The sequence below is a fragment of the Streptosporangium sp. NBC_01755 genome (assembly GCF_035917995.1).
Classification (GTDB): domain Bacteria; phylum Actinomycetota; class Actinomycetes; order Streptosporangiales; family Streptosporangiaceae; genus Streptosporangium.
The window spans coordinates 6,266,248-6,285,943 of the sequence record NZ_CP109131.1 but is presented as its reverse complement, the minus strand read 5'-3'; the positions used below and the strand labels follow the sequence as shown (position 1 = coordinate 6,285,943).

Genomic DNA, 19,696 nt, shown 5'->3' with positions numbered 1-19,696 from the left:
GCGATCAGTGAGCTTGGGAGGGACGGGGATGGCGGAGAGAAAGGTGGCGGGCCGCTACCGGCTGCTCGAACACCTCGGCGAGGGCGGCATGGGCATCGTCTGGCGGGCCCATGACGAGCTCCTCGACCGGGTCGTCGCGGTCAAGGAGGTCCGCTACCGGGGAGTCGACGAAGCCGCGCGCGTCGACCTGAACCGGCGCACGATCCGCGAGGCCAGGACCGCCGGGCGCCTCGACCACCCCTCCGTGATCATCGTGCACGACGTGGTCGAGGAGGAGGGGCGCCCCTGGATCGTCATGCAGCTGGTCAGGTCCCGGTCGCTGGGGGAGATCGTCCGCGAGCGCGGGCCCCTCCCGCCGGAGCGGGTGGCCTCGGTGGGACTGCACGTGCTGGGCGCGCTGCGGGCCGCGCACGCCGCGGGGGTGCTGCACCGCGACGTCAAGCCGGAGAACGTGCTGCTGGCCGACGACGGCCGGGTGGTGCTGACCGACTTCGGCATCGCCTCCATGACGCAGGAGACCGGCATCACCCGTACGGGCGGGATGGTCGGCACACCCGCGTTCCTGCCCCCCGAGCGGCTGCACGGGCTGAGCGCCACTCCCGAGTCGGACCTGTGGTCGCTCGGGGCGACTCTGTACGCGGCGGCCGAGGGCCGGCCCCCGTTCGAGCGGGCCACCGCCGCCGCCACCATGATGGCCGTCCTGCACGGCGAGCCGAGCCCCATGACCCACTCGGGTCCCCTGGCGATGGCGATCCTCGGCCTGATGGCCAGGGACCCGGCCGCCCGGATGGTGCCCGACCAGGTCGAGGCCCTGCTCAGCCGCGCCTCCTCCCCTGCCGCCTCCTCCCCTCCCACGTCATCCGCGGGGCCGGTCTCCGGCTGGGAGCCGCCCCCCGGACAGTCCCCGTACCCGGGCGGACACACCCACCCCGACCAGCCCCAACACCCCGCCACGCACCAACACCCCGGGCAGTCCCCCTACACGCACCCCGGGCAGTCCCCCTACACGCACCCCGGGCAGTCCCCCTACACGCACCCCGGGCAGTCCCCCTACACGCACCCCGGGCAGTCCCCCTACACGCACCCCGGGCACGGAGCATACGGCTCCCAACCCCTGCGTCCGGGTTCCTGGCCGCTGCAGGAGCAGCCCACCGGCACCGGGGGCGGGGGCGGGCCCACCGTGCGGCGGGCAGGGGCGGGGCGGCTGGCGCTCCTGGCCGGGGTTCCCGCGCTCGCGGTGGCCATCGGGGTCGGCGGGTGGCTGATCGTGCGGAACCAGGACGGCACCGCCGACCCCGGTTCCGGCCTGCCGACGGTCACGACCACAATCGTCGACACCACCCCCACCCCCCCGGCCGAGACGACCCCGGCCCCCACCCCCGCGACGACGGCGACCCCGCGTCCGAGCCGGACGGCTCCGGCGGGCTGGCGGTGGCACCGCGACCCGATGGGCTTCTCCGTCGCGGTGCCCAGGGGCTGGACGGTCAAGCGGTTCTCCGGCCGCGACCGGGTGGAGTTCCGCGCCCCCGGGGCGAGCGGTTTCCTGTGGATCGAGTCGACGGACGACCCGGAGAAGAATCCGGTCAGGCACTGGGAGAAGGTGGAGCGGGCCGGGACGGCCGACAACGTCTGGCCGGGCTACGAGCGGATCGGCATCACCTCGCTGAGATACCGGGGGGTGCCCGCCGCCGACTGGGAGTTCACCTACCTCAAGAACGGGGTCCGCACCCACGTCCTGGACCGGGGCTTCCGCACCCTCGCCGGCAGGCCGTACGCGATCTACTGGGAGAGCCCGGAGTCGGAGTGGGACCGATCCCTCTTCGACGACTTCACCAGGACCTTCAGCTCGTGAACGGGCCGGAGAGGGCGCGCTTCTGGCGCAGCCCGGGACTGCCGGGGGTGGACCTCCTCAAGGCCAGGTACGTGACCCACCGCTTCACCCCGCACGCGCACGAGAGCTACACGATCGCGCTGGTCCTTTCCGGGATGCAGGAGTTCGGCTACCGGGGCGCCCGCCACCACGCGAGCGCGGGCAGCCTGAGCACGCTCAACCCCCAGGAGGTGCACCACGGCCACGCGGGCGTCCCCGAGGGATGGACCTACCGGGTTCTCTACCCGTCTGTGGAGTTCGTCTCCGGGATCGCCGCCGAGGTGATGACCGGACGCGGCACCCCCTGCTTCCCCGAGACCCTCACCTACCACCGGCCCACCGTCGAGCTGCTGCGGACCGCGCACCAGGCCGCGGAGCACGGCGACGACCTCGCCTCCTCGACGCTGGCCCGCACCGCCTTCGCCGCCCTGCTCCGGCGCCACGCCACCCGCTCCCCCCCGGAGGCGCGCTCCCACGACCAGGACCCGGCGGTGCGGCGCGCCAGGGAGATCCTGCACGAGCGGCTCGTCGACCCGCCCACGATCGAGGACCTGGCACGGGCCGTGGACGCCAGGCCGTTCACCCTGATCCGGGCCTTCAAGGCGGCCACCGGGCTGCCCCCGCACGCCTACCTGAACACGTTGCGGATCATGCGTGCCCGGCGGCTGCTCCAGGCGGGCACGCCTCCCGCGCAGGTCGCCGGGGACGTGGGGTTCACCGACCAAGCCCACCTGAGCAGGCACTTCAAACGGATGGTGGGCGTTCCCCCTGCCGCGTACCAACGCGCAGGAACGTACAAGACCGGAACTTAAAACCAGACATAAGCTCCCTTTCCATGGATACAACCACTCGCTCCTCCGCGATAAGGGACGGACTGGGCGTGGGGATCGCCGTCGGGCTGTCCGGGGTGGCCTTCGGCGCCGCGGCGGTCACCGCGGGACTGAGCGTCGCGCAGGCATCCGTGCTGAGCCTGTTCACCTTCACCGGCGCCTCGCAGTTCGCCCTCGTCGGAGTCGTCGCGGGCGGCGGCAACCTGGTCGCGGGCACGGCCGGCGCGATGCTGCTGGGCGCCCGCAACAGCCTGTACGGCCTGCGCATGGCCGACGTGCTCGACATCCGGGGCTGGCGCAGGCCGCTGACGGCCCAGGGCGTGATCGACGAGACGGCGGCGGTCGCCCTGGCCCAGCCGGACGAGGAGTCGTCCAGGACGGCGTTCCTGGTCACCTTTGTCACCCTCTACCTGACCTGGAACGCCACCACCCTTCTCGGCGCGCTGGGCACCTCCTGGGTGGCCGACCCCGCGGTGTTCGGCCTGGACGCGGTCGGCCCCGCGACGTTCCTGGCCATCCTGTGGCCCCGGCTCACCGGCAGCGGCCCCGAGGCCCGTACGCTGCGGCTGATCGCGGGCGGCGGCGCGGCGATCGCGCTGGCCGCGACCCCGCTCACCCCGCCGGGCGTGCCCGTGCTGCTCGCGTCCGCGGCCGTGCTCGCGGTTGTCCTGAGGAGACCCAAGTGACCATCTGGTGGGCGATCGTCGCCACCTGCGCGGCCTGCTACGCGCTGAAGCTCGCCGGGCTGTCGGCACCGCGCCGGATCCTCGACCACCCGGGGGTGCAGCGCTTCGCTACGCTGATCCCGGTGGCCCTGCTGGCGGCGCTGATCACCGTGCAGACCTTCGGGCACGGGCAGGCTCTGCATCTGGACTGGCCGCGCACCGTGGGAATGGGCGCGGCCGTGGTGGCGTTGCTGCTGCGCGCACCGTTCCTGGTGGTCCTCGCGGCGGCGGCCGTCGTCACCGCCGCGTTGCGTCATGTCCTGAGCTGAGGAGCCCGTGTGACCCGTTCCGAATGCCGTGGTCGATCCTGGGTAGGCGTCGGCGCATGACCGATTCTCAGGGGATCATCGGAGCCCGCTACCGCCTGCTCGAACGTATCGGCCGAGGGGGCATGGGGACGGTCTGGCGGGCACGGGACGAGGTGCTGGGCCGCGATGTGGCGGTCAAGGAGGTCATCCCCTCCCCCGACCTCACCGATCCCGAGCGCGAGGTGTTCACCGTGCGGACGCTCAGGGAGGCCCGGGCCGCCGGGCGGATCGGGCATCCGGGGGTCGCCACGGTGTACGACGTGATCGAGGAGCACGGGCGCCCCTGGATCGTCATGCAGCTGGTCGACTCCCGCACGCTGGGAGCGGTGATCAGGGAGGACGGTCCGCTGCCGGCGACCGATGTTGATCGCCGCGAAGTAATCCGCCGGGCCGGCGAGCCCGCACGAAACCCCGCAGGGTCGCTCCCTCGCTGTGAACCCGGCAACGGCCGGACACGCCGGTAGGGCCACCGGCGCGAAGGCATGCCCGCCGTGGGAGGGCCGGGTCCGGCCGGAAGGACCGGCCGACCGCGCTAGGACTCGGCGGCGACGACCGTCAGGGCGTGGGCGAGGTCCTCGGGGTAGGCCGTGGTGAAGGAGACCCACTCGCCGGTGCTGGGGTGCTCGAAGGCCAGGGAGACCGCGTGCAGCCACTGCCGGCTCACGCCCAGCCGCGCGGCCAGGGTCGGGTCGGCCCCGTACAGCATGTCGCCGACGCACGGGTGGCGCAGCGCCGACATGTGGACCCGGATCTGGTGGGTCCGGCCCGTCTCCAGTTTGATGTCCAGCAGCGACGCCGCGCGGAAGGCCTCGATCGTGTCGTAGTGGGTGACCGACTCCTTGCCCCCCGCCACGACCGCCCAGCGGCCGTCCCCGACGGGGTGGCGGTCGATCGGCGCGTCCACGGTGCCGCGGTGCGGGTCGGGGTGGCCCTGGACCAGCGCGTGGTAGCGCTTGTCGACGGTGCGCTCCTTGAAGGCCCGCTTCAGGTGGGAGTAGGCGTGCTCGCTCTTGGCGATGACCATCGCGCCGGTGGTGTTGGCGTCCAGCCGGTGCACGATGCCCTGGCGTTCGGCCGCGCCGCTGGTGGCCACCCGGTGGCCGGCGCCGAGCAGGCCGCCGATCACGGTGGGGCCGGTCCAGCCGGTGGTCGGGTGGGCGGCCACGCCGACGGGCTTGTTGACGACGACGATGTCGTCGTCCTCGTACACGATGTGCATGCCTGGCACGGGTTCGGCCACCGGCATCGGCGTGGTGGGCGGCGGCGGGAGGGTGACCTCCAGCCACGCGCCCCCGTGGAGCCGGTCGGACTTGGCCGCGGTCGAGCCGTCCACCAGCACGTCACCGGCGACGATCAGTTCGGCCGCCCGGGTGCGGGAGAGGCCGAACAGGCGCGACAGGGCGGCGTCGAGGCGCTCGCCCTCCAGCCCGTCGGGGACGGGGAGACTCCGCCGATCAGCCATTGTCGTTCTCCTTCGCTTCCTTCTTGGCTCCCGTGTCGCGCGTGCCGTCGATCTGGTAGCCCCGCCAGGCGAGGATGACCGCCAGGATGCCGCCGCAGACGATCGCCGAGTCGGCGATGTTCCAGACCGGGAAGTGGCCGGGAAAGGTCTCCACGAAGTCGACCACGTGTCCCTGCAGCGGTGCGGGCCTGCCGGAGCCGAAGCCCGAGGGCCAGCGGAAGATCCGGTCGGTGAGGTTGCCGAGCGCCCCGCCGAGCAGCAGGCTCAGCGTGATCGCCCAGGGCAGGCTGCGCAGGTTGCGCGCGGTGCGCAGGATCGCCACCACGACGGCGGCCGCGACACAGGTGAAGACGATCGTCATTCCGGTGCCGAGGCCGAAGGCGGCACCGGAATTGAAGATCACCCGGAACTGGAGCACGTCGGGGATGACCACGATGGGTTCCCTGCCCTCCAGGGTCTTCAGCACAAGGGTCTTCGTGGCGAGGTCGAGGGCGTAGACGATGGGGACGATCACCGCGAGCACGGCGATCCGCCGCGCAGCGAGCGGGGCGGCCGAGACCGCCCCGTCCTCGGTGTCGCCGGTCAGCGGCGCTCCTCCCGCTGCTTGCAGGCCACGCACAGCGTCGCCCTCGGAAACGCCTGAAGGCGCTCCTTTCCGATCGGCTGATGGCACGATTCGCACACTCCGTAGGTCCCCGCGTCGATCCGGGCGATCGCTCGCTCGTTCTGCGCGACCAGGTCGCGCGAGTTCAGGGTAAGGGCGATTTCGCGCTCACGTTCATACGTCCGCGCCCCGGCGTCGGCCTGGTCGTCGCCGGCACCGTCGGTAACGTCGCTTGACGCGATCTCTATCTCGGCCTTGGCGATCTCCTCGGTGAGCTCGCGGCTCTCCGCGGCCAGCCGCCCGCGGACCTCCGCGAGTTCCCCGGCGGACCAGGTGACGACGGCTCCGTCGGATGACGGCGCTGCCGCACTGTTGTCTGCGCGCACGGTCGCGGCCATGGCGACCTCCTTGCTCGATCGGACCGTATCCAATGTGGTAAACGGTGCGGGCAGCCTAGGTCTCTCGTAACAGAACGACAAACGACCCGCCGCACTGTTTGCCAATCCAGTAACATCCGGTCACTTCCCCCTGATTCCGCCCAGCCGCTTCTGATATGGGGAAGCTTCCGGCAGGCGGGTGCGTTATCGTTTGAGCCTGCACGGCGTTGATGGGGACAGCCACCTCTGCACCCCCTCGCACGAGCGACCCGGGGACGGTGCGAGCCCGGGGCGAGGCGCGGAGGGAAGATCACCCCGGAGCCGCCGGAAGAACGGCCGTGACGGCCAAGTAGACCCGGCAGCAGACCAAAGGAAGAGGGCCTTCTCGCATGCGAAGGCCAAGGAGGGTGGTACCGCGGGGCCCAGGCGGCCTCGTCCCTCCACGCCGCAGCCGGTTCCAGCGTGGAGGTCCAGCCCATCATGTCCGCCTATTTCCGCCCTCTTCCTGCGCAGGTCGACCTTCCCGCGCTTGAGCACGAGGTGCTCGGCCGCTGGCGGGACGGCAAGATCTTCGAGCGCTCGGTCGAGCAGAACGCCGACGGCCCCACCTGGGTCTTCTACGAGGGCCCGCCCACCGCCAACGGCATGCCCGGCGTCCACCACGTCGAGGCCCGTGTCTTCAAGGACGTCTTCCCCCGCTACAAGTCGATGCGGGGCTACAGCGTGCCCCGCAAGGCGGGCTGGGACTGTCACGGACTGCCCGTCGAGGTCGCCGTCGAGAAAACCCTCGGGCTCTCCGGCAAGAAGGACATCGAGGCGTACGGCGTCGCCGAGTTCAACGCCAGGTGCCGCGAGTCCGTGCTGCGGCACGTGGACGCCTTCGAGGAGATGACCGAGCGGATGGGGTACTGGATCGACCTGTCCCAGGCCTACCGCACGATGGACCCGGCCTACGTGGAGTCCGTCTGGTGGTCGCTCAAGGTCATCTTTGACAAGGATCTACTCTCCCGCGACTTCCGCATCACCCCCTACTGTCCCCGCTGCGGCACCGGCCTGTCCGATCACGAGCTGGGCCAGCCGGGCGGCTACGAGACCGTCACCAGCCCGTCGGTCCACGTCCGCATGCCCGCCACCTCAGGGCCGCTGGCCGACCTCGGCGCCTCGCTGCTGATCTGGACCACCACGCCCTGGACGCTGGTCTCCAACACCGCCGTGGCCGTGCATCCCGACGTGACCTACGTCGCGGCGCGTCCCGCGGGATCCGACGAGGTCCTGGTGGTGGCCGAGCCGCTGGTCGTCTCCGCGCTGGGCGAGGGCGCCGAGATCCTGGCCTCCTTCCAGGGCGCCGAGCTGGAGCACACCACCTACTCGCGCCCCTTCGACCTGGTCGACATCCCCGGCGCGCACTACGTGGTGCTCGGCTACTACGTCACCACCGAGGACGGCACCGGCCTGGTCCACCAGGCGCCCGCCTTTGGCGCCGACGACATGACGACCTGCAAGCGGTACGGGCTGCCCGTGGTCAACCCGATCGGACCCGACGGCCGGTTCCTCGGCAGCGTGCCCCAGGTCGGCGGCCAGTTCTTCAAGGACGCCGACGAGGGGCTCACGGCCGACCTGCGGACGCGCGGCCTGCTCTACCGGGGCGGCCACTTCGAGCACAGCTACCCGCACTGCTGGCGCTGCCACACCGCGCTGCTCTACTACGCCCTGCCCGCCTGGTACATCCGCACCACCGCGATCAAGGACCGGCTCCTCGCCGAGAACGAGAAGACCAACTGGTACCCCGGGACGATCAAGTGGGGCCGCTTCGGCGAGTGGCTGCGCAACAACGTCGACTGGTCACTGTCGCGCTCGCGCTACTGGGGCACCCCGCTGCCGCTGTGGATCTGCACCGCCGACGAGTCGCACGTCACCTGCGTCGGCTCGCTGGAGGAGCTGAGCCGGCTGTCCGGCCAGGACGTCTCCGCGCTCGACCCGCACCGCCCCTACGTGGACGACGTCACACTGTCCTGCCCCACCTGCGGGGCCGAGGCCAGGCGGGTTCCCGACGTGATCGACGCCTGGTACGACTCGGGCTCGATGCCGTTCGCCCAGTGGGGGGCGCCGCACCACAACGAGGAGATGCTCGAGAAGGCCTACCCGGCGCAGTTCATCTGCGAGGCCACCGACCAGACCCGCGGCTGGTTCTACTCGCTGATGGCGGTCGGCACGCTCGTCTTCGACAGGTCCTCGTACGAGAACGTGCTCTGTCTCGGCCTGATCCTGGCCGAGGACGGCCGCAAGATGAGCAAGCACCTGGGCAACGTGCTCCAGCCGATGCCGCTGATGGACCAGCACGGCGCGGACGCGCTGCGCTGGTACATGGCCTGTTCCGGCTCGCCGTGGGCGGCCCGCAGAGTCGGGCACGGCGCCCTTGAGGAGATCGTCCGCAAGGTCCTGCTCACCTACTGGAACACCACCTCCTTCTTCACCCTGTACGCAGGCGCCGAGTCCTGGTCTCCGTCCCGGCTCGCCGAGGCTCCCGCGTACGCCCAGCGCCCGTTGATCGACCGCTGGGCCCTCGCCGAGCTGCACCGGACCGTGGCCGAGGTCACCGCCTCGATGGACGTCTTCGACACCGCCCGCGTCGGGCGGCGCCTCGCGGAGTTCCTCGACGACCTGTCCAACTGGTACGTGCGACGCTCCCGCCGCCGGTTCTGGGCCGGTGACACCGCGGCGTTCGCCACGCTCTACGAGTGCCTGGAGACCGTCACCCGGCTGATGGCGCCGGTGGTGCCGTTCACCACCGACTACGTCTGGGACGTGCTGCGCGACGCCGACGCCCCCACCTCGGTCCACCTGGCCACCTGGCCCGAGGTCGACGACGAGCTGCTGGACGAGAAGCTGTCGGAGCGGATGGCCCTGGTCCGCCGTCTGGTGGAGCTGGGCCGCTCGGCCCGCGCCTCCAGCGGGGTGAAGACCCGCCAGCCGCTCGGTCGCGCCCTGGTCGGCGCCCCCGGCTGGGCCGCGCTCCCCCCCGAGCTGCGTGAGCTGATCGCCGACGAGCTCAACGTCAAGGGGCTGGAGGACCTGTCCGGGATCGGGGCGGACCTGGTGTCCTTCACGGTCAAGCCCAACTTCCGGGCACTGGGCAAGCGGTTCGGCTCGCAGACCAAGCTGGTCGCCGCGGCCGTCACCGCCGCCGACCCCGCGGAGCTCGCCCGCGCGCTCCGTACCGGCCCGGCGGTCTTGGTCGACGCGGGCGAGCTGGGGGCGGTGGAGATCGGCGCCGACGACGTGATCGTCACCGAGCAGCCCAGGTCCGGCTGGGCGGTGGAGGCCGCCTCCGGCGAGACCGTCGCCCTCGACCTGACCATCACCGACGAGCTGCGCCGCTCGGGCCTGATCCGCGACGTCGTCCGCCTGCTCCAGGACACCCGCAAGTCCACCGGCCTGTCGATCTCCGACCGGATCGACGTGTGGTGGTCCACCGATGACGCCGACCTGGCCGAGGCCCTGCGGACCCAGGGCCGGGCGGTGGCCGACGAGGTCCTCGCCGTCTCCCTCACCGAGGGCGGCACCGACGGCCTTCCCGCTCACAGCGACGCCGAACTGGGCCTGACCTTCCAGCTCCGTCGCGCGACGGCCACGGCCTGACGGCGGTTCCGGCGTCACGGGACGGCCTGACGGCGGAGCGTTCCGGCGTCACGGGACTGCCGGGCTCCCAGAGAGCCCGGCAGTCCCGGTTCACACCGGGCCAACCCGGCGCCTCAGGTGGTGCTCGGTGTCCGTCGCGGCCCGGAGAGGACCGTCACCGCACGGGAGCGGCGGACCCGGCCCGCGGACGGCGGTCCGCGGGCACCGTGACACACCCGACTCCTCGTGGTGAACGGTGAGCGAGGCGGGCGGTGGTCACGCCAGGTGTCAGCTCTGGTCCCGGTGGTCGTTCAGGCAGATCGAGCAGTTGATCAGGCCGGCTCCCTCGGCCTCGACCAGGGAGATGACCTCGGTGCCGCCGTCGCCCGCACCCTTGATCAGAGGGCAGGCGGGGTCATGAAAGCGACGGGTGCCGATGATGACCATGACAGTCCCATCGCCCGCCTTTTGCTTCTCGGCCCCGGGGTCGCCGGCATCACGGTTCTCGGGAGAGGGGTCGGCTGCGGACTCCGCCGAGGTGGAGTCGGCCGCTACCTGCCCGGCGCGCCCGGGTACGGTCTCGGCCGGCTCCACCGGATCAGGTGTCGTGCCATCGGCGGTGGACCGGCGCCCGGAATCCGATGCCTCTCGGGGGCCCGGCTCCTCGGACCTCTCAGGCTCCGCGGAGCCTGAGTCGGCAGCTCCGGACTTGCCCGAGGGGGACGGCTCCGACGGGGCGGAGTCTCGCCCGGCGGTCTCGGCCCCTGGGCGGGTCCCGGGCGCCGAGGGCCCGGCTTCGGCCTTCGCCTGCGCCCCGGCCTTGGCGGCCCCGGACGGGGCGTTCTCGGACGCGGCGTTCTCGGACGCGGCGTTCTCGGACGCGGCGTTCTCGGACGCGGCGTTCTCGGACGCGGCGTTCTCGGACGCGGCGTTCTCGGGCTCGACGGCCCCGGGGCCGGTGCGCTCGGCCTCGCCGGTTTCCGGCTTGGCGCTCTCAGGCGCCCCTCCCCGGCTCGCGGAGGCGCCGCCCACGGCCGGTCCGGGCTTGGCGGGCTCCGCCGCCTCGGGCTCGGGCCTGGCCGGAGCCACCGGGGTCTCCGGCTTGGGCTTGGACGCCTGGACGACCACGTCACGGCTGAACCAGCTGGTGGCCTCGGACTCGGCGTGCGGGATCTCGGGGATCTTCGGCAGCCGGATCGGCACCGAGGGGGTCGGCGGCTCCGCGGCGCGGAGCGGAGGGCTCACGGGCTCCTGGGGCCGTGCCTGCGGCTCGGGAGACTGGATGTAGGGCCGGGCCGGGGTGACGGGCTCCTGCGGGGAACGCGGGGGTTCGTGGCGGGACACGGCCTCCTGCCGGGACACGGTGCTCTCTCGCCTGGCGGCGGGAGTGTCCGGCCTGGGCTGGGATTCGGACCGCGTTCCGGGGGCCTGCTGCCCGCCGGAGGGGGCCGCGGGCCGCGCGGGCCGGTACGGGGCGGTGAATCTGGCCGTGGCCTCGTGCGGGCCGGGCTCACCGGCGCCGTCGAAGGACCCGGACTCCCGGGAGGCGCTCAGGGGCTCGGCGGCCTCCCGCGCCCCTGGCGGGGTCTGGTACGGCCGGGTTCCGGCGGCGGGTTCGGGCAGGCAGGTGGTGCAGGGCGTGAAGCCCTCCTCACGAGCCTCCTCGTGGGTGAGTTCCTCATGATCCCTGCCGGCCAACTGGCGGCACCCCGCGATGTGATAACGCTTGCGGCCGGGGACGACCAGAACGATCGCCTCGGCGTCCAGGGCACCCCGCCTCGCGGCGGTGGCGGTGGCCGGCCCGGCCACCGGGCCGCGGCGTGGCTGGGTCGGGGCCGCGGGCACCTGCTGCCGCATCCCGTGCTGCGCCATCATGTGCGGTGGAGCGGAAGGCTGGTTCGGCATGCCGTGCGGCGCGGGGACGGACCCGGCCGGCATCGGTCCCTTCGGGGGAAGGGGCGGAGCGGCCCCGGCGGGAGCACCGGGGAACAGCTCGTGGCGCCGCAACAACGCCCCGATCACCAGGAAGACGGCGGACAGCACGCTGACCGCGATCGACCACATGACCAGAAACGGTTTGGCCAACACGAATCCCACGATGAGCAGGACGATGGCCGTGAGTACCAAACCGGCGCTGATAAGGATCACAGAAAGACTCCCGGATGCGGGTCAAAGGGGGTGACCCGACACCTTAGCGGCGGTCGTTGTGCGGACCGTCAACGCCCTGGAAGGCGCCCGAGTGCTGCGACGGGTCGCCGCCGAACGGGTTGGGCGCACTCTGGAGCGTCGGCTGACCACCCGGGGTCACCGCGTGGGACATGGCCGGAGGCCCGCTCACGATCGGGAACCCGCCGCTGCTCTCGGCAGCCACGTTGAGCTCGGCCAGCTGGTTCTCCAGATACAGCTTCAGGCGGCTACGGTACTCGCGCTCAAAACTACGGAGCTCCTCGACCTTACGTTCGAGCTCGTCACGGGTCTGCACCAGCGAGCCCATGGCCTGGCGGTGCCGCTCCTGCGCGTCGCGCTCCAGCGTCTCGGCTCGGGCACGAGCGTCACCGATGACCTGCTCGGCCTGGCGACGCGCCTTGCCGAGGATGTCGTCGGCCTCGCGGCGCGCCCGGGTCACCGTCTCGTCCGCCTCCCGGCGGGCGTCGGCGATGGCCTGGTCCGCGGTCTGCTGCGCGAGGGCGAGCACGCGTGCCGCGGTGTCCATGTTGTCCTCGGCCGGCGGCATTCCCATTCCGACGGGAACGGGCTGCTGATGCTGCACCGGCTCGGGAGCGCGCATCGGCTCCGGCTGCTGCATCATCATCTCGGGCTTGGGCTCGGCAATGGGGGCGGGCGCCATGGCCATGCCCATCCCGCCGGGGACCTTGCCCCGCAGGCACTCCGCCAGTTTGGCGCGGAGCTCCTCGTTCTCCTGAATGAGACGGTCCAACTCGGACTCGACCTCATCGAGGAAGGCATCTACCTCTTCCTCGTCGTAACCCGGCCGAAGGCGGGTCGTACTGAATTGCTTGTTCCGCACATCGGCGGGAGTCAGCGGCATTTCGGTCTCCTTGGCGCGCTTGGAGTCTGTCCGGGGGGACGGTACCCGATCAACGAAGCGCGGACACGAGTTGGATCAAGACCAAGACCACAATGAACAGCACTGTGAAGCTTAGGTCAAAGGCCACCGTACCCAACCGGAGTGGTGGAATGAAACGGCGGAGGAACTTGAGAGGTGGATCGGTCACCGTGTATACGGCTTCCGCCAGCACCAGGACGATGCCTGTGGGGCGCCACTGACGTGCGAACGCCTGCACCGTCTCAAAGATCATTCTGCCGATCAGCAGAACGAGATAGATGGACAGGACGAAGACCAAGATCCCGCTAACGATCCCCACGGTCCGTCCTCGCCTCCACTCCGCTCTGCCGTCCTTCGTCCCATCGGGACCCGTCGGGCCGGTCACTGTTCATAGTGGAACTCTAGCTCTGGTTGAAGAATCCGCGTTCCGCGATTCGAGCCTTGTCCTCGGCGGTCACCTCGACATTGGCTGGGGACAACAAGAACACCTTGTTGGTAACACGTTCAATGCTGCCATGTAGGCCAAAGACGAGACCTGCCGCGAAATCAACGAGCCGCTTTGCGTCACTGTCAACCATCTCGGTCAGATTCATGATGACAGGAGTGCCGTCACGGAAGTGCTCACCGATGGTCCGCGCCTCGTTGTACGTGCGGGGATGGAGGGTGGTGATGCGCGCCAGATCGGTCGTGCGGCGCTCCAGGACAGCCGTCGCGGGCCTCGGAGCGGGTACGCCGGGATCGGTGTCGTCCGAGAGGTCGTGGACCGTGCCAGGACGCTCGTCGCCCTCCCTGCGAGGGTCGTCGAACTCCTCGTACTCGTCGTCGGGGTAGCTGTCGTATCTCTCGTAGCGGTCGTCCTCGACAAGACCGAGGTAGACCGCCATCTTGCGCATCGCGCCGGCCATCGCTACTTCTTCCTCCGTCTTACCTCGATGTGCCCGAGGGACAGCCCGACCGCCCTGAGCTCACCACCGTTCGACCGCTGTCCGGGTACGCGGACGCCAAGGTCCACTTGAATGGACATTACCTGACGAAGGGCTTCCTGCGACCGAGCAACGCCGTACCAACACGCAGGTGTGTCGCACCGTTGGCAATGGCCTGGGACATATCCCCGCTCATCCCCGCCGAGATGACGTCGGCGCCCGGGTGGGCCTCCTGGACGGACCGCGCGATCTCCCTCAGCCTCGCGAACGCCCTGCCCGGCTCCTCCCCCAGCGGCGCGACCGCCATCACCCCGCCCAACTCCAGCCCCGGCGCCCCGGCCACGGCGTCCGCCAGCGCCTCGGCCTCCTTTGGAGGCACGCCGCCCCTGGCCGGGTCACCGCCGAGCGCGACCTGCACCAGGCAGGTGATCCGGCGTCCCACCCCGAGTGCCTCCCGGCTGAGGGCGGTGACCAGGCGCGGGCGGTCGACCGAGTGGACGACGTCCGTGTAGCCGACCACCGAGCGGACCTTGTTGGTCTGCAACTGGCCGACGAAGTGCCAGCGGAGGCCGAGGTCGGCGCACTCTCGCGCCTTGACCGAAGCCTCCTGGTCGCGATTCTCCCCGACGTCGGCGATCCCGAGCCCGGCCAGCAGTCGCACGTCGGAGGCGGGGTAGGTCTTGCTCACCGCGACGAGCGTCAGCTCCTCGCGACCGCGGCCGGCGGCCCGGCAGGCTTCGGCGATCTCCGCCTCGACCCGGGCCAGTCCGGCCGCTATCTCATCTCGTCGTGTTGTTTCCGTCACATCTCCGCCGCTCGGACAGTGGCAAACCGGCGGAGCCCATTCTTCCCGGCACGGTCGGGAGGCTCTTCGCCCACCCCCACCGTGAGCGATATCACTTCAGGAAGTCGGGGACGTCCAACTCCTCTTCCTGCTCCTCGAAGATCACCGCTCCTTCAGGAAGTCGGGGACGTCCAACTCCTCTTCCTGCTCCTCGAAGATCACCGCTCCTTCAGGAAGTCGGGGACGTCCAACTCCTCTTCCTGCTCCTCGAAGATCACCGGTCGGCGCCGGGCGGGGTCGGTGACCCTCGCGGAGATCGGCGTCGGCTGCGAGGGCTCGGGAGCCGGACGCGGGATCGACAGCGGAGGGGAGTGCGGCTCGAAGTGCTCCACCGGGTGGACCGGGTGGATCTGCTGGGGCGGAGGCGTCGGCTCCACCGGCGCGGGCGGCGGGGTGACGACCGAGCGCACCGGTGGGGGCGGCGCGTGCTCCACCCTGGGCTCCGGACGGGGCTCCGCCTTGACCGTGGGCGCCAGCGGGCGGACCGGGGGGGCCGCCGAGGGCGGTGGCGGGGCGGGACGCGAGGCGGGCTGCGTGCGGGCCGCCGGCTGCGGGAGTTGCTTGGGCTCGGGAGCGGGCTCGTCGAACCCTGCCGCGATCACGGTGACGCGCACCTCGTCGCCGAGGGCGTCGTCGATGACCGTACCGAAGATGATGTTGGCGTCCGGTGCCGCGGCGGTGGAGACGAGCTGGGCCGCCTCATTGATCTCGAACAGGCCGAGGTCGGAGCCGCCGGCGATCGACAGCAGCACGCCGTGCGCGCCGTCGATGCTGGCCTCCAGCAGCGGGCTGGACACGGCCATCTCGGCCGCCGCGACCGAACGGTCGTCGCCGCGCGCGTGGCCGATGCCCATCAGGGCCGAGCCGGCACCGGACATGACCGACTTCACATCGGCGAAGTCGAGGTTGATCAGGCCGGGCGTGGTGATCAGGTCGGTGATGCCCTGGACACCGGAGAGCAGCACCTGGTCCGCCGCCTTGAAGGCGTCCAGCACGCTCACCTGCCGGTCGGAGATCGACAGCAGCCGGTCGTTCGGGATCACGATGAGGGTGTCGACCTCCTCTCGGAGGGTCTCGATGCCCGCGTCCGCCTGCATCGCCCTGCGCCGCCCCTCGAAGCTGAAGGGCCGGGTCACGACGCCGATGGTCAGCGCGCCCAGGGTGCGGGCGATGTTGGCCACCACCGGGGCACCTCCGGTGCCCGTGCCACCGCCCTCACCGGCCGTGACGAAAACCATGTCGGCGCCCTTGAGGACCTCTTCGATCTCCTCACGGTGGTCCTCGGCCGCCTTGCGCCCGACTTCGGGGTTGGCTCCCGCGCCGAGGCCGCGAGTGAGCTCGCGCCCGACGTCGAGCTTGACGTCGGCGTCACTCATCAGCAGCGCCTGGGCGTCGGTATTGATGGCGATGAACTCGACGCCCTTGAGTCCCTCCTCGATCATCCGGTTGACGGCGTTGACTCCGCCTCCGCCGATTCCTACAACCTTGATGACCGCGAGGTAGTTCTGCGGTGCTGCCACGACGAGGGGCCTTTCCGCTCGTTGACTTGCAATTTCATGCGGCACGGGGCCCGTGCCGTCGTTTCCAAAACCCTCACCCTCAAGTTGAGATTTAGCTTTATGTCAACCTGAGGAGTGATACGGACAGTAGGAGTTACGCTCCTGGCGGGTCAACTAACCGCGCCGCAAGCACGTCCAGCGTGTCGCGGGCCGTCCTTTTCCGGGAACGCCCGCCATCCGATGAGATCACTTAACCGTCACGACGTCAGGCGAACTGACGTCATAGGTGTCGGCCGGACGCTTGAGCAGCGTAACAAGGATCCGTGCCTTGTCCGCGGGCCGGTCACCGCCACCCCACACGATCGCGCGGCCGTCCTTCAGCCGCAACGAGACCGTCTCCGCCGACGGTGCGAGCACCTCCGCGACCCGGCGGGCCAGATTCTCCGGCAGCGCGGCGATGACCGTGAGCGCCGCCGCGGTCGCCGGGTCCCCCGGCCCCGGCCGGTCCACCCGCAGCACGGGCAGCGCCGGGGGCGCGATATCCTTGACCTCGGTGACCATCCCGTGCCGGTCCATCAGCGCGGACCTGCCACCGACCGGCACCACCGCCACCGGCCTGCGCTCCACGACCTTCACCCACAGGGTCCCAGGCCAGGCGCGGCTGACCGTCACCGACTCGATCTGCGTGATCCGGCCTATTCGCTCCTCGACCTCGGCCAGGTCGACCGTGGCGAGGGGCCTGCCACCGGCCACCTGCGCCGCCCGCCGGATCTGCTCGGTGGACAGGGCCGCGTTGCCCACCACCTGGATCTCCCGCACCCCGAGCACCGGGGAGAAGAACACCAGCCACGCGGCGATGCCCACCACTCCCGCGGTGAGCAGGGCCAGGAAGGCCGACCGCCACACGCCGTTCAATGCCACTCCCCCTCCGGCGACCCGCGCCCGCTGGCATGGGTCACCTCGCGGCCAGCTCCGCCACGATCCTGGGCCCCAGCTCGGTCACATCGCCCGCGCCCATGGTCAGGACGATGTCGCCGGGCCTGGCCCGGCTCGCGACCAGGGCGGGAACGCTCTCCCTCTGGGGGGCGTAGGCCACCCGCTCCGCGGGCAGCGGCACCTTGCCCGCCACCAGCGCCCCCGACACGCCAGGCTCGGGATCCTCGCGGGCGCCGTAGACGTCCAGGACGATGGCCTCGTCGGCCAGCCCGAGCGCGACGCCGAAATCGTCGGCGAAGAACCTGGTGCGTGAGTACAGGTGCGGCTGGAAGACCGCGATGACCCTGCCGTCTCCCGAGAAGGACGCCACCACGTCCCGCGCCGCGCGCAGGTCGGCGGCCAGCTCGGTCGGGTGGTGGGCGTAGCTGTCGAAGACCGCCACCCCGCCCGCCTCGCCTTTGGCCTCGAAACGGCGCTTGGCGCCGGTGAAGGCCGCCAGGCCGTCACGGATCTCACCAAAGGTGACACCCAGCTCCCTCGCCACGGCGATGGCGGAGGCCGCGTTGAGCGCGTTGTGGCGGCCCGGGACCGCGAGCCTGACCTCCCCGTGCCCGTAGACCGTGAAGGTGATGCCCAGCCCCTCGGGAGAGATCTCGCCCACCCGCAGGTCGGCGTCCTCCGCCTCGCCGTATGTGATCACCTTCAGGCCGCGGGCGCGGGCTATCGGGATCAGCGCGGCGGAGCCGGGATCGTCGGCGCAGACGACCATGGTGCTGGTGACGCGCTCCACGAACCGGGCGAAGCTATCGTGAACCGCGCGCGGATCACCGTAGTTGTCCAGATGGTCCGGCTCGACGTTGGTCACCACGGCGATGTCGGGGGCCAGCATGAGGAAGGAGCCGTCGCTCTCGTCGGCCTCGGCGACGAACACCCCGCCCGAGCCCTCGTCGGCGCCCAGCCCCGTCGTCACCAGCTGTCCGCCCACACAGTACGAGGGGTCGGCGCCGCACTTCTGCAGCGCCACGGTGAGCATCGAGGTCGTGGTGGTCTTGCCGTGGGTGCCGGCCAGCGCGACGCCGGTCCTGCCCGCCATGACGGAGGCGAGCGCGGCGGCCCTGGGGATGACCCGCAGGCCCTGGCGGAGTGCCTCGCCCAGCTCGGGGTTGGAGTCGCGGATCGCGGTGGAGACCACCACGGTGTCGACGTGCTTGATGTGCGAGGCGGCGTGGCCGATATGGACCCTGGCCCCCAGCTCCCGCAGCTCGGTCGCCATCTCCGAACCTCGCGCGTCGCTGCCGGAGACCTGCACACCCCGCTTGAGCAGAATGCGCGCGATTCCGGACATTCCAGAACCGCCGATCCCGATGAAATGGACCCGTCCCAGATCTCCGGCCGCAACCGGATCGACCAGCTTGACCAGGCTCATCGGCCGCTCACCTCTCCTCGTTCGCCGCGTGGGCGGCCTCGTCCCGCCCGGCCCTCTCGCCGGAGGCGAGCACGGGCGGCCCCGCGCTCACCGTGTCGGATCCGCTCCGCGCCCATTCAGCCTCTCCCCCGCGCCGCGACCTGCAGCACCCTGCGCGCCAGCGCCACGTCGGCGTCCTTCCTGCCCATCCTGGATGCCGCCTCCGACATGGTGACCACGCGTTCGGGATCGGACAGGATGGGCAGCACACTCTGAATGATCCACCCCGGTGACAGCTCCGCGTCGTCGATCATCAGGCCGCCGCCGCCCCGCACGATCGGCATGGCGTTGAGCCGCTGCTCACCGTTGCCGTGCGGCAGCGGGATGTACGCGGCCGGCAGGCCCACCGCCGTCAGCTCGGCGCAGGTCATCGCACCGCTGCGGCACAGGGCGAAGTCGGCGGCGGCATAGGCCAGGTCCATCCGGTCGACGTACGGCAGCACGACGTACTGCGGGTCGCCGGGCGGGGGCTCCTCCTCCAGCGTGTTCTTCAGGCCGATGACGTGCAGCACCTGCACCCCGGCCCGGCGCAGCGCGGGGGCGGCGGCCAGAGCCGCCTGGTTGAGCGAGCGGGCCCCCTGGGAGCCGCCGGTGACCAGCAGCGTGGGCAGATCGGCCTCCAGGCCGAACCAGGACCGGGCCTTGTCGCCCATGGAGAGCCGGTCGAGGTTGACGATCTCACGGCGGAGGGGGATGCCGATGTACTCGGCGTTGTTCAGCGGCGTGTCCGGGTGGCCGGTGAACACGTGGTCGGTGAGGCGCGCGCCCAGCCGGTTGGCCAGGCCGGGGCGCGGGTTGGCCTCGTGGACCACGATCGGCACGCCGCGGCGCCGCGCCGCCAGGTAGGCGGGGGTCGCCACGTAGCCGCCGAAGCCGACCAGGACGTCGGCCTGCACGCGGTCCATGATGGCGGCGGCCGTGCTGATGGCACCCGCCAGGCGGCCCGGCACGCTCAGCAGTTGGGGCGTCAGTGTCCGGGGCAGCGGCACCGCGGGCACCAGCTGCAGTTCATACCCTCTGGCCGGAACCAGCCTGGTCTCCAGACCTCTCTCGGTGCCGAGGCATGTGATCCCGATGTTGGGGTCGAGTTGGCGCAGCGCGTCTGCCAGAGCCAGCGCCGGTTCGATATGACCGGCCGTCCCGCCGCCGGCGAGGACCACCCTCATGT

The 19,696-nt window shown here is 71.2% G+C and carries 18 protein-coding genes; 6 read left to right on the top strand and 12 right to left on the bottom strand.

What is annotated here, in order from left to right:
- The first annotated feature begins 28 nt into the window (after positions 1-28).
- The 5 genes from OG884_RS29855 to OG884_RS29835 are packed head-to-tail and all read left to right on the top strand — an operon-like array spanning position 29 to position 4,197.
- A complete protein-coding gene (locus tag OG884_RS29855) occupies positions 29-1,852 on the top strand; it encodes a serine/threonine-protein kinase (RefSeq protein WP_326638365.1) in 1,824 nt (607 codons plus the stop codon).
- Entirely contained in the window at positions 1,849-2,682 is an 834-nt protein-coding gene (locus OG884_RS29850) for an AraC family transcriptional regulator (RefSeq protein WP_326638363.1), read from the top strand. The genes OG884_RS29855 and OG884_RS29850 overlap by 4 nt, the downstream gene beginning before the upstream one ends.
- 23 nt (positions 2,683-2,705) lie before the next feature.
- Positions 2,706-3,386, top strand: coding sequence for an AzlC family ABC transporter permease (locus OG884_RS29845; RefSeq protein ID WP_326638361.1), 681 nt, complete (start codon positions 2,706-2,708; stop codon positions 3,384-3,386).
- Positions 3,383-3,694, top strand: coding sequence for an AzlD domain-containing protein (locus OG884_RS29840; protein ID WP_326638358.1), 312 nt, complete (start codon positions 3,383-3,385; stop codon positions 3,692-3,694). Before OG884_RS29845 ends, OG884_RS29840 begins: the two co-directional genes overlap by 4 nt.
- Before the next feature lie 56 nt (positions 3,695-3,750).
- Positions 3,751-4,197 carry a protein kinase domain-containing protein gene (locus OG884_RS29835; protein WP_326638357.1) on the top strand — a complete coding sequence of 149 codons (447 nt, stop codon included), beginning with the start codon at positions 3,751-3,753 and terminating at the stop codon, positions 4,195-4,197.
- A gap of 68 nt (positions 4,198-4,265) precedes the next feature.
- Here the strand turns inward: OG884_RS29835 and OG884_RS29830 are convergent, their stop codons facing one another.
- The 3 genes from OG884_RS29830 to OG884_RS29820 are packed head-to-tail and all read right to left on the bottom strand — an operon-like array spanning position 4,266 to position 6,185.
- A complete protein-coding gene (locus OG884_RS29830; protein WP_326638356.1) occupies positions 4,266-5,195 on the bottom strand; it encodes an RluA family pseudouridine synthase in 930 nt (309 codons plus the stop codon).
- On the bottom strand, positions 5,188-5,814 hold the full coding sequence (locus OG884_RS29825; RefSeq protein ID WP_326638354.1) for a signal peptidase II: 627 nt from the start codon (positions 5,812-5,814) through the stop codon (positions 5,188-5,190). Before OG884_RS29825 ends, OG884_RS29830 begins: the two co-directional genes overlap by 8 nt.
- Positions 5,778-6,185, bottom strand: a complete 408-nt coding sequence (locus OG884_RS29820; RefSeq protein WP_442811749.1) for a TraR/DksA family transcriptional regulator — start codon at positions 6,183-6,185, stop codon at positions 5,778-5,780. The genes OG884_RS29825 and OG884_RS29820 overlap by 37 nt, the downstream gene beginning before the upstream one ends.
- Positions 6,186-6,656: 471 nt before the next feature.
- On the opposite strand from OG884_RS29820, the gene ileS reads away from it, so the two are divergent.
- Complete coding sequence (ileS, locus tag OG884_RS29815; RefSeq protein ID WP_326638350.1) at positions 6,657-9,815, top strand: isoleucine--tRNA ligase; 3,159 nt, start codon at positions 6,657-6,659, stop codon at positions 9,813-9,815.
- 267 nt (positions 9,816-10,082) lie between these two features.
- On the opposite strand, the gene OG884_RS29810 is transcribed toward ileS, so the two are convergent.
- The 9 genes from OG884_RS29810 to murG form a co-directional block, all read right to left on the bottom strand.
- Positions 10,083-11,942: a hypothetical protein gene (locus OG884_RS29810; protein WP_326638348.1), complete on the bottom strand. Its 1,860-nt coding sequence runs from the start codon at positions 11,940-11,942 to the stop codon at positions 10,083-10,085.
- Between the two features lie 43 nt (positions 11,943-11,985).
- Positions 11,986-12,843, bottom strand: coding sequence for a DivIVA domain-containing protein (locus OG884_RS29805; RefSeq protein ID WP_326638347.1), 858 nt, complete (start codon positions 12,841-12,843; stop codon positions 11,986-11,988).
- A gap of 49 nt (positions 12,844-12,892) precedes the next feature.
- Positions 12,893-13,180, bottom strand: coding sequence for a YggT family protein (locus tag OG884_RS29800; protein WP_030909817.1), 288 nt, complete (start codon positions 13,178-13,180; stop codon positions 12,893-12,895).
- 82 nt (positions 13,181-13,262) lie between these two features.
- Positions 13,263-13,766, bottom strand: coding sequence for a cell division protein SepF (locus tag OG884_RS29795; protein WP_326638344.1), 504 nt, complete (start codon positions 13,764-13,766; stop codon positions 13,263-13,265).
- A gap of 118 nt (positions 13,767-13,884) precedes the next feature.
- On the bottom strand, positions 13,885-14,589 hold the full coding sequence (locus OG884_RS29790; protein WP_326638342.1) for a YggS family pyridoxal phosphate-dependent enzyme: 705 nt from the start codon (positions 14,587-14,589) through the stop codon (positions 13,885-13,887).
- A 197-nt stretch (positions 14,590-14,786) separates the two neighbouring features.
- Positions 14,787-16,148, bottom strand: a complete 1,362-nt coding sequence (gene ftsZ / locus OG884_RS29785; protein WP_326638340.1) for a cell division protein FtsZ — start codon at positions 16,146-16,148, stop codon at positions 14,787-14,789.
- 225 nt (positions 16,149-16,373) lie between these two features.
- Complete coding sequence (locus OG884_RS29780; protein ID WP_326638338.1) at positions 16,374-17,048, bottom strand: cell division protein FtsQ/DivIB; 675 nt, start codon at positions 17,046-17,048, stop codon at positions 16,374-16,376.
- Between the two features lie 34 nt (positions 17,049-17,082).
- Entirely contained in the window at positions 17,083-18,489 is a 1,407-nt protein-coding gene (murC, locus tag OG884_RS29775) for a UDP-N-acetylmuramate--L-alanine ligase (RefSeq protein WP_326638336.1), read from the bottom strand.
- A gap of 116 nt (positions 18,490-18,605) precedes the next feature.
- Positions 18,606-19,694, bottom strand: coding sequence for an undecaprenyldiphospho-muramoylpentapeptide beta-N-acetylglucosaminyltransferase (gene murG / locus OG884_RS29770; RefSeq protein WP_326638334.1), 1,089 nt, complete (start codon positions 19,692-19,694; stop codon positions 18,606-18,608).
- Between the last annotated feature and the right edge of the window lie 2 nt (positions 19,695-19,696).